13 protein-coding genes and 1 tRNA gene are annotated in these 14,640 nt (G+C 69.7%); 7 read left to right on the forward strand and 7 right to left on the reverse strand.

Annotation, left to right across the window (positions count from 1 at the left end):
- Positions 1-146 precede the first annotated feature (146 nt).
- The 6 genes from ABB07_RS24380 to ABB07_RS24405 are packed head-to-tail and all read left to right on the forward strand — an operon-like array spanning position 147 to position 7,940.
- Entirely contained in the window at positions 147-4,061 is a 3,915-nt protein-coding gene (locus ABB07_RS24380; protein ID WP_244189498.1) for an amino acid adenylation domain-containing protein, read from the forward strand.
- Between the two features lie 3 nt (positions 4,062-4,064).
- Positions 4,065-4,259: an MbtH family protein gene (locus ABB07_RS24385; protein ID WP_208900702.1), complete on the forward strand. Its 195-nt coding sequence runs from the start codon at positions 4,065-4,067 to the stop codon at positions 4,257-4,259.
- Entirely contained in the window at positions 4,256-5,230 is a 975-nt protein-coding gene (locus ABB07_RS24390) for a TauD/TfdA dioxygenase family protein (protein ID WP_208900703.1), read from the forward strand. The genes ABB07_RS24385 and ABB07_RS24390 overlap by 4 nt, the downstream gene beginning before the upstream one ends.
- A 1-nt stretch (position 5,231) precedes the next feature.
- Positions 5,232-5,972, forward strand: a complete 741-nt coding sequence (locus ABB07_RS24395) for an SDR family NAD(P)-dependent oxidoreductase (protein ID WP_208900704.1) — start codon at positions 5,232-5,234, stop codon at positions 5,970-5,972.
- Between the two features lie 46 nt (positions 5,973-6,018).
- Entirely contained in the window at positions 6,019-6,828 is an 810-nt protein-coding gene (locus ABB07_RS24400) for a phytanoyl-CoA dioxygenase family protein (protein WP_208900705.1), read from the forward strand.
- Complete coding sequence (locus tag ABB07_RS24405) at positions 6,825-7,940, forward strand: zinc-binding dehydrogenase (protein WP_208900706.1); 1,116 nt, start codon at positions 6,825-6,827, stop codon at positions 7,938-7,940. Before ABB07_RS24400 ends, ABB07_RS24405 begins: the two co-directional genes overlap by 4 nt.
- Before the next feature lie 64 nt (positions 7,941-8,004).
- Here ABB07_RS24405 and ABB07_RS24410 read toward each other — a convergent pair whose 3' ends face one another.
- The 7 genes from ABB07_RS24410 to ABB07_RS24440 form a co-directional block, all read right to left on the reverse strand.
- Positions 8,005-9,525 (reverse strand): MFS transporter, encoded by a 1,521-nt coding sequence (locus tag ABB07_RS24410; protein ID WP_208900707.1) that lies wholly within the window; start codon positions 9,523-9,525, stop codon positions 8,005-8,007.
- 95 nt (positions 9,526-9,620) lie between these two features.
- Positions 9,621-10,223: a TetR/AcrR family transcriptional regulator gene (locus ABB07_RS24415; protein WP_208900708.1), complete on the reverse strand. Its 603-nt coding sequence runs from the start codon at positions 10,221-10,223 to the stop codon at positions 9,621-9,623.
- Positions 10,224-10,621: 398 nt separating this feature from the next.
- Positions 10,622-10,840, reverse strand: a complete 219-nt coding sequence (locus ABB07_RS24420; RefSeq protein WP_208900709.1) for a hypothetical protein — start codon at positions 10,838-10,840, stop codon at positions 10,622-10,624.
- Between the two features lie 63 nt (positions 10,841-10,903).
- A tRNA-His gene (locus ABB07_RS24425) sits at positions 10,904-10,976 on the reverse strand.
- Positions 10,977-11,105: 129 nt separating this feature from the next.
- Positions 11,106-11,708, reverse strand: coding sequence for an oligoribonuclease (orn, locus tag ABB07_RS24430; RefSeq protein ID WP_208900710.1), 603 nt, complete (start codon positions 11,706-11,708; stop codon positions 11,106-11,108).
- Positions 11,709-11,821: 113 nt separating this feature from the next.
- Positions 11,822-13,033, reverse strand: a complete 1,212-nt coding sequence (locus ABB07_RS24435) for a helix-turn-helix domain-containing protein (protein WP_208900711.1) — start codon at positions 13,031-13,033, stop codon at positions 11,822-11,824.
- A gap of 379 nt (positions 13,034-13,412) precedes the next feature.
- The gene (locus tag ABB07_RS24440) at positions 13,413-13,703 is read right to left on the reverse strand and encodes a hypothetical protein (protein ID WP_208900712.1); all 291 of its coding nucleotides are present in this window, start codon (positions 13,701-13,703) and stop codon (positions 13,413-13,415) included.
- A gap of 328 nt (positions 13,704-14,031) precedes the next feature.
- On the opposite strand from ABB07_RS24440, the gene ABB07_RS24445 reads away from it, so the two are divergent.
- Positions 14,032-14,559 (forward strand): universal stress protein, encoded by a 528-nt coding sequence (locus ABB07_RS24445; protein ID WP_208900713.1) that lies wholly within the window; start codon positions 14,032-14,034, stop codon positions 14,557-14,559.
- Positions 14,560-14,640 lie beyond the last annotated feature (81 nt).

Here is a 14,640-nt window from a genome sequence, read left to right on the forward strand (position 1 = left end):
CGGGCTGATCGGGTGTGACGTACGTCATCATTCTGGAAAATGCGCTGCTAGCCGTATGAAGTGCGGCTGGTCCAGCGCATGGGAGCGTTTAGCGGTGCGGTCTAGTCTCTGAAACATCTGCACAACGTGATTTACGGGGGAAAGAGTTGGACGGCACACGTCTGCCACTTTCGGCTGCCCAGCACGAGATATGGCTGGCCGAGCAGATGAATCCAGAAGGGCGCCAGTCTCGTATCGGTGAGTATCTGGAAATCCGCGGCTCTATCGACACGGACAGGTTCGAAGCCGCACTCCGGCGGACCATCGCCGAGGCCGAACCCTTCCGGGTACGGTTCGGCGAAAGCGAAGGCGTGCCCTGGCAGACCCCCGACCTGGCCGACGACTGGATCTTCCCCGTTCTCGACGTCAGCGCCGAGAACGACCCCATGGCGGCGGCCAAGGCGTGGATGCGCACAGACCTTGCCCGCCGGCTGCCGCTGTCCACCGGGCCCCTCTTCTCGTATGCCCTGTTCCGGCTCGGTCCCGAACATTTCGTCTGGTACCAGAGCGCTCATCACATCGTGGCTGACGGGCACAGCGGCGCACTGATCTCCCTCAGGGTCGCCGAGCTCTACAGTGCCGCCGTCATGGGCCGTGACCCGGCGCCGGAAGCGTACGGCAGCCTACGCACCCTTTTGGAGAACGAGCGTCGGTACCAGCAGTCCGACGCGTGCGCGGCCGACCAGGCCCACTGGGCCGGCCGGTCCGCCGAGCAACTCAGGCCGACCAGGCTGGCCGGAACCCCGTCCGGCACACCGGACCGCAACCTGATCGAGACGGGGCGGCTTGCCCCGGCGGAGACCACCCTGCTCCGTACCGCGGCGCGGCAGGCGCGCACACACTGGTCCGTGCTGTTGATCGCCGCCACCGCCGCCTACCTGCACAAGATGACAGGAGAGCGGCACGTGGTCCTCACCCTGCCGGTGGCGGCCCGGCCCGACGCCGAACTCCGCACGGTGCCGGTCATGCTCTCCAACGCCCTGCCGCTGCACGTGGAAGTGCGCCCGGAGGAGTCGGTACTCGACTTGGTACGCAAGGTCTCCCGGGAGTTCCGCCGACTGCTCCGGCACCAGCGCCACCGAGGGGAGTCCCTCTCTCGTTCCTTCGGGCTCCATCCTCAGGAGAGCTTCCTGACCGCCCCCCAAGTCAACATCATGTCCTTCGACTACGACGTGGAGTTCGGCGGGCACCGGGCCCATGCGTACAACCTCACCCAGGGGCTGGTCGACGACCTCTCCGTCACGGCCTACGACCGCTCCGACGGCTGCGGACTGCGGATCGACCTGGTCGGCAATCCCGAGCTGTACCGGCCTGAAGAGCTGGCCGCCCACCACCGCCGTCTTCTGGCACTGCTCAGGGCGTTCACCGAGCCGAACGCCCAGGAGCGCGCGGTCGGCCTGATCGACCTGGCCACCGAGGAGGAGCGTGCGGAACTGCTCGCCGAGTCCCGCGCCAACCACCGCAAGTACCGCGAGACCACGCTGCCCGAACTGTTCGCCGCCCAGGTGGCACGCACCCCTGCGGCGACGGCTGTGCTGGACTGCGACGGACGTGCCATGACCTACCGGGACCTCGACCTCGCGTCGAACCGCCTCGCCCGGCTGCTGATCGCCGAAGGCGCCGGCCCGGACCGAATCGTGGCCCTGGCGGCGTCCCGGTCGGCCGACATGGTCGTCGCCCTGCTGGCCATCCTGAAGGCCGGAGCCGGGTACCTTCCCGTCGACCCGGAGTACCCGGCGGAGCGGATCGCCTTCATGCTGCGGGACTCCGCGCCCGCGCTGCTGCTCACCACCACACAGGTTCTCCCCGGTCTGCCAGAGACGGGCGTCCGCACCCTGGTGGTAGACGGGCCCGAGACCGCAGAGGCACTCCGTCACCGGTCCGGTGCCGCAGTGGACGACCGCGACCGGCTCGGCCGGCTGGAGCCGTGGCACACCGCGTATGTCATCTACACCTCGGGCACCACAGGGACCCCGAAGGGCGTGGTGATGCCCACCAGCTCCCTGGTCAACCTGCTCAGGTGGCATGACGACGACCTCCCGCAGGTTCCCGGCACCAGGACGGCCCAGTTCACCGCACTCAGCTTCGACGTGTCGGTGCAGGAGATCACCTCGGCGCTGCTCTTCGGCAAGACCCTGGTCATCCCGGACGACGACGTCCGACGCGACCCGGAGCGCCTGGTGGAGTGGCTGGACGAACAGCAGATCAACGAACTCTTCGCACCCCACTTGGTGATCGAGGCCGTCTGTGAGGCCGCCGGTGCACAGGACCGGGAGCTGCCCGCGCTGCGGGTGGTGGCCCAAGGAGGCGAGGCCCTCGTGCCGAGCAACGCCGTCCGCGCGTTCTGCCGCCGGGTGCCGGACCGGCGGCTGCACAACCACTACGGCCCCTCCGAGACCCACCTGGTCACTTCCTACACCCTGGCGGCCGACCCCGCCGACTGGCCCGCATCCGTGCCGATCGGGCGGCCCATCCCCAACGTCGCCGGTTACGTCCTGGACAGCGGTCTGCGTCCGACGCCACCAGGCGTTGCGGGTGAGCTGTACCTGGCCGGCTCGGCACTCGCCCACGGTTACCTCAACCGCCCGGCGCTGACGGCCGAGCGCTTCGTGGCGGATCCCTTCGGGGAGCCCGGAAGCCGGATGTACCGCACGGGCGACCTGGTCCGCCGCCTCCCCGGCGGCGATCTGGAGTACCTGGGCCGTACCGACCACCAGGTCAAGATCAGGGGCATCCGGATCGAACCAGGGGAGGTCAGGAACGCCGTCGCGGGCTGTCCGGGCGTCACCCAGGCCGAGGTCGTCGTCCGTGACGATCCCTCGGGGGCCGCTTGCCTGGTCGCCTATGTGGTGGCGCAGGGCGGCGAAGCACCGAGTCCGGCGGCCGTCCACGAGTATGTGGCAGAGAGGCTGCCCAGGCACATGGTGCCGGCCGCCGTGGTTGTGCTCGACACCTTTCCGCTGACCCCCAACGGCAAGCTCGACCGCCGGGCCCTGCCCCGACCCGACTTCACCGCGGCCGCCCCCACCCGGGCCCCGCGCACCGCGCGGGAGAAGGCCCTGGCGAGGCACTTCGCCGAGGTACTGGGAGTAGCCCGGGTCGGCGTGGAGGACGACTTCTTCCAACTCGGCGGTCACTCGATGCTGGCGGCCCGGCTGCTCGCGCGGATCCGAGCCGACTTCCGGGTGGAACTGAGCGTCCGGGACCTGTTCGAGGCCCCGACGGTGGCGGCGCTGGACAACCGGATGACCGCTGCGGCACCGGACGAGGGGCCTCTGGCACCCCTGCTGCCACTGCGCCGCCAGGGGGGCCGCCCGCCGCTGTTCTGCTTCCCTCCCGCCGCCGGCATCAGCTGGTCCTACCAGGGCCTGCTCCGCCACCTCGGTCCCGACCAGCCGGTGTACGGGCTCCAGGCGCACGGGCTCACGCACCCCGACCGAATGCCCGGCAGCGTCCAGGAGATGGCCTCCGCCTACCTGGAGCAGATTCGCGCCGTGCAGCCCACCGGGCCCTACCACCTGCTCGGCTGGTCCTTCGGCGGGCTGGTGGCGCATGCCGCGGCGGCCGCCCTCCAGGCGGCGGGAGAACGGGTCGCGCTGCTTGCCGTCCTGGACTCCTACCCCTGCCCGAGCGGCACGGGACCGGCGCCTGAGATCGATGAACGTGCCTTCGTCGGACTCGTGTTCGGTGGTGCCGACCCGATACCGGATGGGGTGCCGACCAGGCGTCTGCACGAGGTCTTCCTGCACGACCTGCGGCTGATGACCTCCTTCACACCCGGCCGGTTTCAGGGTGACCTGCTCTTCTTCGCCGCCGCGCTGTCCGACCCGGCCGACCCCTATGACGCCGGCCGCACCTCCCCGCATGCCTGGCGGGCGCACGTGGACGGCGAGATCCACACGCATGACGTGACCGTGACCCATCACCGCATGACCACGCCCGAAGCCCTCGCGCAACTAGGGCCCGTACTCGCCGACCACCTGCACAGAGCGGCCCTCGGCCGTGACTCCGTGAGGAGCTGAACCGTGCCGAACCCCTTCGACGACCCGAACGGGACCTACCTGGTCCTGGCCGACGGGAAAGGACACCACTCGCTGTGGCCGGCCTTCGCCGACGTCCCCGCCGGCTGGGCCGTCGTCCGTCACGCCGGCACCCGCCAGGAGTGCCTGGACCACATCGACCACGACCCGACCGACAGACCGGAGCACGAAACCGCATGAACACGAAGCTGAGCGATGAAGCAGCGAAGGATGTCCAGGAAGAACTGGCACGCGTCCGCGCGCTGGTGCGGCACGGAATCGACGGCCGCGAGGACTACCACGGCCCGAGGTTGCTCCGGCGGCTCGCCGAGGGCCGGCAGAGCGGACCGTACCGGCTCTTCTCGGTGCGCCCCTACGGCCCACTGCTGGGTGCGGAGATCGAGGGGCTGGACCTGTCCGAACCGCTGACCCCCGAACTCTTCGAGGAACTGGACCGCGCCCTGCTGGAGTGGAAGGTCCTGTTCTTCCGAGGGCAGGAACTCACCCACGAGCAGCAGCGGGCCTTCGCCGCCAACTGGGGCGAGATCGACCAGCATCCGTTCCTGCCCAAGGGTGCCTCCCAGGACGTCGTCCGTCTGGAGAAGGGGGCCGACAACCCCGGCTTCGAGAACGTCTGGCACCACGACTTCCCCTGGATCCCCCACCCGCCGCTCGGTGCGGTCCTGCGGATGGTGGAGATGCCCGAGGCCGGGGGCGACACGCTCTTCGCCGACACCGGCGCCGCCTACGACAACCTGCCCGTCGAGGTGAAGAGCCGCCTGGAGGGCCTGCGGGCGGTGCACGACTTCACACCGTCGGCGAACTACCGCGACCTGTTGACGGACGAACAGCGCAGGCACTTCCAGGAGTTGTTCCCACCGGTCGCCCATCCGGTGGTACGGACCCACCCTCGGACGGGACGCAAGAGCCTTTTCGTCACTTCCATCTTCACCACCCACATCGAGGGGCTGGAGCCCGCGGAGAGTGAGGAACTGCTGCGTTACCTGTTCCGGCAGGTCCAGTACCCCGAGTACCAGGTGCGTTTCCGCTGGCAGCCGGGAGACGTGGTGTTCTGGGACAACCGCGCAGTGCAGCACTACGCCACGTCCGACTACTACCCCCACCGCCGTGTCGTGGACCGTGCGGCCATCGCCGGTGACCGGCCGTTCTGAGATGGCCGCCCGCACAGCCGTGGTGAGCGGCGGCACCCGCGGCATCGGACTGGAGCTGTCCAGGAGGCTCAGCGCCCTCGGTTACCACGTACTCGCCCTCTACCGGGGCGATGAGCGGGCGGCCCGTGCTGCCGCCGGGCAGGGCGGGGGCGGCATCGAGGCCGTACGGATCGACCTGACCCGTCCGGCTGAGGTCCGAGCAGGCTGCGAACGCATCCTCGCCGCCCACGGCGCACCACACGTCCTGGTGAACAACGCCGGTGTCAACCGCGACCGGCCCTTCCTGGAGCTGACCGACGAGGACTGGGACCAGGTGATCGCCACCAACCTGTCCGGGCCGTTCCACCTCGCCAGGGCACTGGCCCCGGCGATGGTGGCGGCAGGCCGCGGATCGATCGTGAACATCGGGGCGACCACCGCCATCCGGCCGCGGCCGAACGGGGCCAACTACTGCGCCAGCAAGGCCGGGCTGCTTCAGCTCACCCGCTGTCTGGCGCTGGAACTCGCGCCGGCGGTCCGGGTCAACGCGCTGATCCCCGGCTTCACCGACACACCCGAGGTCGTCGAGCGGTACCGGCTGGACGAGCCGGAGCCACGCCGGCGTGTCCTGGGCCAGATCCCGCTCGGACGGATCGGCACGGTGACGGACGTCGCCGACGCCCTCGAATTCCTGGTGACCGACCACAGCCGCTATCTCACCGGTCAACAACTGATCGTCGACGGCGGCAACTTCATGGGCTGAGCGCCACCGCGCCGGGCCATCCGTAACACAGCGAGAGAAGCGAAGAATGTTGAGCGAGGATCAGATCAACCGCTACCACGAGGAGGGTTTCCTCCTGGTGGAGTCCGCACTGAACACTACCGAAGTGGCGGCCCTGCGAGCGGCGTTCGAGCGTGACTGCGAGGTCCCCGGGCCCCAGCGGATCACCGAGGACGACGGTGTCGCGGTGCGGGCCGTCTACGCCTCCCATCAGCGTCAGCCGGAGTACGCCGCGCTGCTCCGCGACCCCCGGGTCCTGGGACCGGTCAGGCGGCTGCTGACCGAGGACGTCTACCCGTACCAGTTCAAGATCAACGCCAAGCCGGCCTTCGGCGGCGAACGCTGGTCGTGGCACCAGGACTACATCGCCTGGCGGATCGCCGACAACCTGCCCGCCCCGCGCCAGATCAACGTCGGCGTCTTCCTCGATGACGTGGACGAGTTCAACGGCCCGGTCATCTTCGTCCCCGGCTCCCACCGCGCCGGCCTGGTGCGCGACGACCGCCGCGAGGGCGCCAAGTCCGAGCTGCACCTCGACCCGGACGACATCGCGCTCACCGCCGAGCAGCTCGCCGACCTGGTGGCCGCGCACGGCATGACCAGCCCCAAGGGCCCGGCCGGATCGCTGGTCTTCTTCTCCCCGGAGATCGTGCACGGTTCGGCTCCGAACATGTCCCCGTTTCCGCGCCGGCTGCTCATCGCGACCTACAACGACATCACGAACCTGCCGAGCTGGACCGGTGAACCACGCCCGGAGCACGTGGTCCTGCGCGAAACCCGGCCGCTGGTGCCCCTCGAGGAACCCTTCCTCGCATCCCTCGAAGGAGCCGCACGATGACCGCGCGACCCGTACGGGGGTCCCGCGCCCTGGTCCTGGAGGAGTTCGACCAACCCCTGAAGCTGCGGGAGTTCGACATCCCGTCGGCCCCTGCGGGCGGGCTGGTGGTGGCTTGCGGTTACGGCGGGGTGTGCGGAACCGACCTGCACCTTCAGAAGGGCCACTTGGCGGTGCCCACTCCGCTGGTGCTCGGCCACGAAGGTCTCGGCCTGGTGTACGAGCTGGGCCCTGGCACCAGCGTGGACGCAGCGGGTCTGCCGCTGCGGGTGGGTGATGCGGTGATGTGGGCGTCCTCCATCGCCTGTGGCGTCTGCGTGCCCTGCCGGCAGTACCGGGAGCCGACGTTGTGCGAGCAGCGCCGCACCTACGGCGTGAACCGCTCCACGACGGAGGAGCCGGCCCTTTCCGGAGCCTGGGCCGAGCACATCGTGCTGCGCCCGGGGACCACGGTCGTCAGACTCGACCCGAGGGTCGATCGGGTGGCCGCGATGGCTCTGGCGTGTGCCGGTCCAACGGTGGTGCACGCGCTCCACGAGCGCCGGCCGGTCCGGCTGGGCGAGACGGTCGTGGTCCAGGGCAGCGGGCCGGTGGGCCTCGCCGCCGCGGCACTGGCCCAGCTCTCCGGCGCGGGCAAGGTGATCATCGTGGGCGGCCCCGCCGAGCGGCTGCGGCTGGCGGCCGAGGCCGGCATCGGCGACGTGCACATCGACATCGCCGGCGCGGCAGCGCCCCAGGAGGTGCTGGCCGAGGTGCTGGAGGCGACCGGTGGGCACGGTGCGGATCTGGTGATCGAATGTGCGGGAGTGCCCGCAGCGGTGGCCCAGGGTCTGTACCTGGCCCGGCGCGGGGGCTCCTACCTGGTGATCGGCCAGTACACGGACGCCGGTGACACGGTGCTCAACCCGCACCAGATCGTCTTCCGGCAGCTGGACGTGATCGGTTCCTGGGCGTTCTCCGGAGCGCACCTGGTCGAGTACGTGAGGCTTCTCCCGGCGCTGACGGCGCGGTTCGAACTCGCCCGGCTGGTGACGGTGTTTCCGCTGAGTGACCATGCCGAGGCGCTGGCCCGGGTGTCCGACGGATCAGTGATGAAGGCGGTCTTCACCGGCTGACGGGTGGAGTGTCACGCTGAAGGGGTTCCTCCCGGGCCACCGGGAGGAACCCCTTCGTCCTGTCTCAGCCGTGCAGGGCAGGCGCTGTCGTCTTCTCCGTGTCGGTCGCGGCGGATGGGCCGGTGTCCTGGCGGGGAGCTTGGATGAGGGTGAAGGCGGCCAGTGCGGCGATGCCGAGGATCGACACCGCGCACCAGCTCGCGACTGTGTACCCGTGGACGGCGGCATGATTGGCGTAGCCGACCTTGCCAAGTGACCCGGCCTGCTGAAGGTGCCGGGCGGCCCAGCGGTGGCCCGAACTGCTCGCGACGGTGTTCAGCAGCGCGGTCCCGATCGATCCACCGACCTGCTGCGAGGTGGAGACCATGGCGGAGGCCACGCCGGCGTCCCGCGGTTGCACGCGGTGCGTGGCCAGACTCGTCGCGGGCATGAAGGCCGTGCCCATCCCGAGCCCGAGCAGGACCTGTGCGGGCAACACCACGGCGGCGTAGGAACTTTCGACCTTGAGCTGAGTCAGCAGCAGGATGCCGAGGGCGGAGACCAGGAAGCCGGTGCCCATCAGCACCCGGGGCGGCAGCACGTTCATCAGCCGGGAGCCGATCTGGGTGGACCCGGTGACCATGCCCAGGATCATCGGGAGGAAGGCGAGCCCGGTGACGACCGGTGTGTACCCCTTCACGACCTGCAGGTAGTAGGTCAGGAAGAGGAAGAGGCCGAACATCCCGATGACCGACAGGCCGAGCGAGAGGTAGACCCCGCCGCGGTTGCGGTCGGTGACGACCCGCAGCGGGAGCAGCGGCGTCGCGACTCTGCTCTCGACCAGGACGAACACGGCGAGCAGGAGCACCGCGCCGACCAGCAGCAGCACAGTGATGCGTGCATGCCATCCATGTGTCTCGGCATGTGAGAAGCCGAGGACGAGCAGGACCAGGCCACTGGTCGCCAGCAGGACTCCGGGGATGTCCAGCCGGGACCGCTGGGGCCGTTCATCGGGTTCGCGGACCACCGTCACGGCGCCGACGATCCCGGCGACCGCGAAGGGGATGTTGACGTACAGCGCCCAGCGCCAGCTCAGATACTGGGTGAGCACTCCGCCGAGGATCAGTCCGAGTGCGCCGCCGCCACCGGAGACGGCGCCGTAGATGCCGAACGCCTTGGCACGCTCTTTCGGTTCGCTGAACGTCACGGCGAGCAGGGACAGGGCGGCCGGCGCCAGCAGAGCCCCGAACACCCCCTGCAGCGCGCGGGCCGCCAGCAGGGTCGCCGTACCGACCGCCGCACCGCCCAGCGCGGAGGCTCCCGCGAAGCCGACGAGGCCGATGATGAACATACGGCGCCGCCCGGCCAGGTCGGCGATGCGGCCGCCGAGGAGCAGCAGCCCGCCGAAGGCCAGCGAGTAGGCGGTGATGACCCACTGGCGATTGCCGTCGGAGATGCCAAGGTCGTGCTGTGCCGACGGCAGGGAGATGTTGACGACCGTGGTGTCGAGAACGACCATCAGCTGAGCCAGTGCGATGACTATCAGCGCTTTCCAGCGCCGGGAGTCTGCCCGCCGGGCGCCCGGATGGGGAGGCGTGCCTTGCATGATGTGAACCCTCGCGGAAGTTGGGGGAACCGGGCGCCGGCCCGTGACCGGTGCCCCTGACGCAAATCCGTGTGCAGGGCGATGCCCGCGTGGAGCTATGACTCCGGCTCCGGGGCCGCGGGCGTCGGCACGATGCCGAGTGCGGGCAGGATCGCCGAGAGTGTCGCGACAGCGGCGTCCAGCGCTTCCGGCACCCCCGGTCCCTCACCCGCCGTCCGCGCGAGGATGCCCTCACGGACGGCCAGCAGGGTGGCCGCGACACCGCCGACGGGCGCGACCCCCCGGGCCACCGCGGGACAGCACCGCTGGAGCAGCTCCGCCAGGGCGTCCCGGACGGCTCGGTCGTGTTCATCCAGCTCGGCGGCGAGCCGCGGATCCCGGGCGGCGTGGATGCGGAACTCCAGGAAGAGCAGGATCCAGTTCCGCTCCAGCGGGTTGACCTCCAGCAACGCCCGGGCCACCCCTTCGGCCGAGGCGGCCCCGGGCCCGTCGAGCAGCCGCTCCAGCTGGCCGAGACGGTCCGCCGAGTGGCGATCGAAGAGCGCGAGGACCAGGTCGTCCTTGCTGCGGAAGTTGGAGTAGAACGCGCCCCGTGTGTACCCCGCGGCGGCACAGAGGTCCTCGATCGTCGTCTGGGCGTAGCCGCGCTCCACGATGACGCGCTCAGCCGACTCGAGCAGTCGCGCACGAGTGTGCATCCGGCGGCGGGGTGGGCGTGTCTCTCGTCCGGGCACGGCGTCTGATGTACTCACGAGCCCACGATACACAGTGTATTGAAGACACCTTGCATTGAATACATCACGTACTGAACTGCTTGCTGATCTGGGCTCGTTAGGGCGATCTTTGTTGAACGTTCTGATGCGGGTGTCGTGTTGTCGCCCTGGCGCGTGGGATATGGGGATGGGGGCGAGCTGACGCCTGCAGCACGGCGACGCCGGGAAGCGGTGCGGATGACCGCAGCGGCAATTGCGGTCTCTCACGTGCCGTTCAGAAGTTGGTGTGCCTCCAGGCCTCGCCCGTTCCGGGAAGACCATTTCCTCGACGATCTCGTCGTCGGCTCGAGGCAGCCGGGTGCCGGCGCAGCAGTTCCTGGTCCTCAGCGGGCGGCGGCCTCGATCGCGGCCTGGATGACGCACCACAGGAGACCGTGCCGGTTGGCTGTGGACTTGGGAGCGGCAGGCCGGCGTATCCACCGCCCGGGCTCCGGATCCTGCTGGCCGGCCTCCCGGCGGCGGATCCAGTCCTGCACCTCGTCCGCCGTTCGCCATGGGATCGGGCCGGACAGCAGATCGAAAATCCGGCTACGTTTGGCCAAGCCGGGTGACCAAAGGGCCCCCTGACGTACGTTTCCGCAGGTCAGAGGGCCCTTTTAGGTGAGGGTGAGTGACGGGACTCGAACCCGCGACATCCTGGACCACAACCAGGTGCTCTACCAGCTGAGCTACACCCACCACGACCGGCGGTTGAACTCGTCGTTTCCCCGACCGGCCGAGAAGAAGTCTACAGGGTCCGAAGGGGTGCTCGCGCACAGGTTTTCGCGCAGGTCCCCGAGCGGACCCCGAAAGGGGGCGGATGTGTCGTTACCGCGCGGGCAGGACGTGCTTGGCGGCGATCGCCTTCGCCGTGTCGGAGTCCGGGCCGGGCTGCGGGACGAAGATGGCCTCGCGGTAGTAGCGCAGCTCGGCGATCGACTCGCGGATGTCGGCCAGGGCCCGGTGGTTGCCGTTCTTCTCCGGGCTGTTGAAGTAGGCCCTCGGGTACCAGCGGCGGGCCAGCTCCTTGATGGAGGACACGTCGACGATCCGGTAGTGGAGGTAGTCCTCCAGGGTCGGCATGTCCCGCAGCAGGAAGCCGCGGTCGGTGCCGACGGAGTTGCCGCACAGCGGGGCCTTCCCGGGCTCCTTCACGTACTCCCGCACATACGCGAGGACCTGCTCCTCGGCGTCCTGGAGGGTCGTGCCGTTCGGGAGCTCGGCGAGCAGACCGGACGCGGTGTGCATCTGACGCACCACCTCCGGCATCGTCTCCAGCGCCTGGTCCGGCGGCCGGATGACGATGTCCACCCCCTCGCCGAGTACGTTCAGCTCGGAGTCGGTGACGAGGGCGGCCACCTCGATGAGAGCGTCGTCGGACAGCGAGAGGCCGGTCATCTCGCAGTCGATCCACACCATGCGATCGTTCATGCGACCACCCTAAGGCGGCCCTGAGCTTTTGTGGTCCCCTGTGCCGGCGCCGGCCACCGGGGGTGCCCCGGCGAAGGAAAGGGGGCGAGCGTGTGCTCGCCCCCTCTGCTCGCTCAGCTACCGCTCCTCGGCCCCGGCAGCAGCCCCACCGCGCCCGCCGCCGTGCGGCGGCTCTGCATCGGTACCCCGCTGTCGCGGTCCGGGTGCAGTACCGGGGCGTGCCCCACCGGGCCCGCGCCCGCCAGGCCCGTGACCGGCTGGCCGGAGGGCAGCAGTGGCGGCTCCGCGTCGGCCGGCCTGTCGCCCTGCGGCCTGCGGGCGCGGTAGGCGGCCCGGTAGGCGGCGGGGGACGAGCCGAGCTGGCGGCGGAAGTGGCCGCGGAGGGCCACCGGGGAGCGGAAGCCGCAGCGGCCCGCCACCTCGTCCACCGAGTAGTCCGACGTCTCCAGCAGGCGCTGTGCCTGCAGCACCCGCTGGGTGATCAGCCACTGCAGGGGCGCGCTGCCGGTCAGCGAGCGGAACCGGCGGTCGAACGTACGGCGGCTCATGTAGGCGCGTGCCGCCAGGGTCTCCACGTCGAACTGCTCGTGGAGGTGTTCCAGCGCCCAGGCGACGACCTCGGCGAGCGGGTCGGCGCCGATCTCCTCCGGTAAAGACCGGTCGAGGTAGCGCTCCTGGCCGCCCGACCGGCGCGGGGGGACCACCAGGCGGCGGGCCAGCGCGCCGGCCGCCTCGTTGCCGTGGTCCGTCCGCACGATGTGGAGACAGAGATCGATTCCGGCCGCCGTACCGGCCGACGTCAGGACGTCGCCGTCGTCCACGAAGAGTTCGCGTGGATCGACGTGGACCGACGGATAGCGCTTGGCCAGCGTCGGCGCGTACATCCAGTGGGTCGTCGCCGGGCGGCCGTCCAGCAGGCCCGCCGCCGCGAGGACGAAGGCGCCGGTGCACAGGCCGACGATGCGGGCACCCTCCTCGTGCGCCCGGCGCAGTGCGTCGAGCGCCTCCTCCGGTGGTGGCGCGGTGATCGAGCGCCAGGCCGGTACGACGACCGTCCCGGCGCGGGAGATCGCCTCCAGTCCATGTGGCGCGGTGAGTTCCAGGCCCCCCGTGGTCCGCAGCGGGCCCTCTTCGCCGGCGCAGACCAGCAGTCGGTAGCGCGGCACGCCGGCGTCCTGGCGGTCTATCCCGAACACCGACAGCGGTATGGAACTCTCGAAGATGGGGCCGCCGCTGAACAGCAGCACCGCGACGATCTCCTTGCGGCGTCGCCCGGAGAGTTTCCGGGCCGCGGCTTCCGGCGCGGCAGTGGAGTCGTGGCTCATCCTGCTAAGCCCCCCTCGGTGGTCGCGGCTCCTCGGTTGTGTCGCTCCTGCACGTTTCCCCTCGGTCCTGCACGAGTCCCCCGCCGTAAAGACAGTCAAGATCGAATCTACTGGTTCCCGCGGTCTGACGGTGACCAGTTCCACACGCCCGAGATTGTCGACATGACAACTTGGCGTGAAGCATTCGATCACGAAGCGTTGCACTCGGGGAGCGTGCAGGGAAGTGCGCCTTGTCGCAGTGGCCAAACCGCGTAGGGTGCGCATCCGCTCGTGGACCCTTTCCGTGCAGGTCGAACGGGGGTTGGAGGGTGGTTGGGGCCCCTCTTCGGTGATATTCAGAAGTTGGCTGAAAAGAAGCGTTCGGGGGTGCGAAAACAGGTCAGTCGACCGGTGTCCGCCGACGGGTGTGACGCCCACCTCTTTGCTTCGGGCAACGCTCGCCGTCCCACCCGTACCGCTGGGCGCACCACTCCGACCGGCGCAGCAGGAACTGGCACACGGCCGTGACGGCGGCCAGGCTCAGCGCCGCGCCCGCCGCGCCGGCCAGCGAGGTGCCGTACCAGACCAGGACCAGGGGGACGAGTACGCAGCTGAAGGCGGCCCAGCGGATCAGATCGCTCACGGTGTCCGGCGCGCGGTGCGGCTCGGGGGCGGATCGGCGTCCGGACATCACTCGTACTCCCTGTGGCGGTGGCTCACGGGGATCAACGCGTGTTCGACCGGTCGGTCACCGGCCGTCACAACTGTTCATCCTGTGCAAACAGCCTGTACGTGGCAGCAACCATTGCGTTACGGGCGCCGCTCGTGCATGCTCCGGTGAACCCCTACGGACGTCGGGGGACCGCTTACGGAGCGTGCGCGGGATCTGGGCTCGGAAGGCGTGCCGCCGTACCCTTGGGGGTATGGGGTTGGGAAGATGTTTCCCGGACACAGCTCCGTGACACCGTTCCGCGCACACTGTCGTCCCACCCGTAAAGGATCACAACGCCGAGACAGCCATGGCCGGTCACGAATTCTTCGAACCCGCGGACCGCAAGCGGCCGGTCGCCGACCCCACGGCGGCCGATCCCCTGGCGGCGGAAGAGCCACGCCCCGTCTGCGACCCAGCCTTCCGGCACGGAGTCGTCGTCGGCTTCGACGGCTCCACCTCCAGTGAGCGCGCCCTCGCCTACGCCATCGGCATGGCCCACGGCTCGCACTCCGGCCTGATCATCGTCCATGTCGCCAACCGGCTGCCCACCACCGTGTGGGCCGGCTGCGAGCCGCCCGTCTTCGTGGACGTGCCGGACCACCGCACCGAGGTCCTCGGCCTGGAGCTGGCGTGCGCGGACTATCTGGCCGAGGTGCCGTGGATCCTGGTCGAGCGTGGCGGTGACATCTGCCACGAACTCGAAGAGGTGGGGCGGGAGTACGAGGCGGACGCGATCGTCGTCGGCTCCACGCACGGCATCGTCGGCCGCATCTTCGGCTCCGTCGCGGGACGGCTCGCCAAGCGGGCGCAGCGGCCCGTGATCGTCATTCCCTGACCGTCGGCTCCGCGTATCCCAACTCCCTTTGTGCAGCGCGAAACTACTCGCGCGTAGAGGTGGTTTGTGCCCTTGTGAAGG

This window comes from Streptomyces incarnatus (genome assembly GCF_001027185.1).
Lineage (GTDB): Bacteria > Actinomycetota > Actinomycetes > Streptomycetales > Streptomycetaceae > Streptomyces > Streptomyces puniciscabiei.